The sequence below is a fragment of the Sphingomonas sp. 66-10 genome (genome assembly GCF_001897045.1).
Taxonomy (GTDB): domain Bacteria; phylum Pseudomonadota; class Alphaproteobacteria; order Sphingomonadales; family Sphingomonadaceae; genus Sphingomonas; species Sphingomonas lycopersici.
On sequence record NZ_MKRR01000133.1, the window covers coordinates 166,118 to 168,460 of the forward strand.

At 65.5% G+C, this 2,343-nt stretch carries 3 protein-coding genes; 1 reads left to right on the top strand and 2 read right to left on the bottom strand.

The window, feature by feature from the left end; translation table 11 throughout:
• Positions 1 to 2 precede the first annotated feature (2 nt).
• Positions 3 to 1,112: a winged helix-turn-helix domain-containing protein gene (locus BGN95_RS14700; RefSeq protein ID WP_286773107.1), complete on the top strand. Its 1,110-nt coding sequence runs from the start codon at positions 3 to 5 to the stop codon at positions 1,110 to 1,112.
• Positions 1,113 to 1,242: 130 nt separating this feature from the next.
• On the opposite strand, the gene BGN95_RS14705 is transcribed toward BGN95_RS14700, so the two are convergent.
• Positions 1,243 to 1,677 carry a GFA family protein gene (locus BGN95_RS14705; RefSeq protein ID WP_284699462.1) on the bottom strand — a complete coding sequence of 145 codons (435 nt, stop codon included), beginning with the start codon at positions 1,675 to 1,677 and terminating at the stop codon, positions 1,243 to 1,245.
• A gap of 6 nt (positions 1,678 to 1,683) precedes the next feature.
• The coding region (locus BGN95_RS14710) for an alpha/beta hydrolase family protein (RefSeq protein ID WP_286773108.1) at positions 1,684 to 2,343 on the bottom strand (660 nt) is incomplete at its 5' end.

The following is a 2,343-nucleotide window of genomic DNA, read 5'->3' on the forward strand; positions in this document are numbered from 1 at the left end:
GTATTGCGCTCGCCGCGCAGGGCTTCGGCGCGAAACGCCCCGATGTGCCGACGGCGGCCCACCTCCGCCGCACGATCGAACGGCTCCAGCTCCATCAGATCGACAGCGTCAACGTGTTGCTGCGCGCGCATTATCTGCCCGCCTTCTCGCGACTCGGCGGCTATGACCGGGCCGATCTCGATCGGCTCGCCTGGGGACCGAAGCGCCAGCGTAAATTGTTCGAATATTGGGCGCATGAAGCTTCGCTGCTGCCGTTCGAGACGCATCCGTTGCTGCGCTGGCGGATGGCCAAGGCCGATCGCGGCGAGACGGGCTGGGGACGGATGCGGCTCTATGCCACCGAGCGCCGCGCCGAGCCGATGGCGCTGCTCGAGCGGATCCGTGCCGAAGGGCCGCTCGCCGCCTCGGACTTCGAGAGCCACAAGGGCCAATCGGGCTGGTGGGAATGGAGCGACACCAAACGCGCGCTCGAATGGCTGTTCTGGGCGGGCCATATCACCACCGCCACGCGCCGCGGCAGTTTCGAACGGGTCTATGATCTCACCGAGCGCGTCATCCCGGCGGACGTGCTCGCTCAACCGACGCCATCGGATGCCGACGCGCATCGCGCGCTGATCGAGCGCGCCGCCACCGCGCTCGGCATCGCGACCGAGGGGGAATTGCGCGACTATTTCCGCCAGTCACCCGCCGAGGCGCGGCCCGCGATCGAAGCGCTCGCCGAGCAAGGCACGCTGATCCCGGTCGCCGTCCCGGGGTGGCGGCACGCGTGGCTGCATCGCGATGCGCGCCAGCCGCGCCGGATCGAGGCGCAGGCGCTGCTCGCACCGTTCGACCCGCTGATCTGGGAACGCGACCGTGCCGAACGGCTGTTCGGCTTTCGCTACCGGATCGAAATCTATGTGCCGCAGGAGAAGCGGCAATATGGCTATTACGTTTTGCCCTTCCTGCTCGGCGACCGGCTCGTCGCGCGGGTCGATCTCAAGGCCGACCGGCAGGCGCGGCGGCTGATCGTCCAGTCGGTACATCTGGAGCCCGGCGCGCCGGAGCATACGCAGGAGGCGCTTCGGGCGGAACTCGATCAGATGGAACGCTGGCTGGGTTTTGGGGGATGAAATTCCGCTTAGCGCGCTGAATCACATCCTGCTCACCACCACCACCCCGGCGAAGGCCGGGGTCCAGCATCGGGCCGGTCGTGACTGGACCCCGGCCTTCGCCGGGGCAGATCATCTTTCACGCGATGCGCTATGCATCACGCAACGACGTAAATCCCTCGGCAAATTGCGGCGCGTCATCGGTAATCCGCACCCACGGTGCTTTCGACGCGACGTGGATATGCGCCGCATAGCCGCGAAAACCCGGATCATCGTCGAGCAGCCCGGCGGGGACGAAATAGATTTTCCGATCGCTGTCGGTGTGCGGCACCGGGCTCCCGCACGTCCCGCAAAAGGTCGATAGCCAGCCATCGGATCCGGGGACGAGATAGCTGCGGATATCGCCCTCGCCGCTGAGCCAGCGAAAACTTTTCACCGCGGTATAGAAAACCGCATTGCCGTCGGTGCCGGAAACCTTGCGGCATTTCGAACAATGGCATTGCCCGACCGGCCCGAAATTGCCCTCGATCGCGAAGGCGACCTTGCCGCAAAGACATGAACCCCTGATCGATCCGGGCACGGGCATCCCCTCCTATTTCTTGAGCTCCGCCTCGAAGAATCGCACCGTCGCGGTGTCCGCCTTGAGCCAGTCCGAATAGCGCAGGAATCCGTGAATCTCGTCGGGCAGCACCAGTTCCTCATAACGCACGCCCGCGGCATCGAGCCGGCGCGCGAGATCGATCGTCTGGTTGAACCGGACATTGCGGTCGTCGTCGCCGTGGATCAGCAGCACCGGCGATTTCCACCGCGCGACATCGGCGACCGGCGAGCTTTCGAACGCCGATTTGAGCGCTGCCTCCCAATCACCCTTCTCGTAGCGCTCGGCCGGCTTGGCCTCCTCGACCAGCGTGCGCGACCAATCGTGGACGCCGTGAAGGTCGACCCCCGCCTTGAAGGTCGCGCTGTCGCGGGCGAGCGCCATCGCGGTGAGATAGCCGCCGTAAGACCCGCCCCAGATCCCGATCCGCTCGGGATCGACGCTGCTCAGCGACTTGAGATAGCTGCCCGCCGCCTGCACGTCGCGATATTCGGATGCGCCCCGGAAACTCGCCTGCGCGGGATGCTGGAACGCGCGGCCATAGCCGATGCCGAGCCGGTAATTGACCGACAGCACGGTAAAGCCGCGCGTCACCAGATATTGGTTCATCGCATAGCTGTGCGCGTAATAATCCATATAGGGGAAACCGAGCAG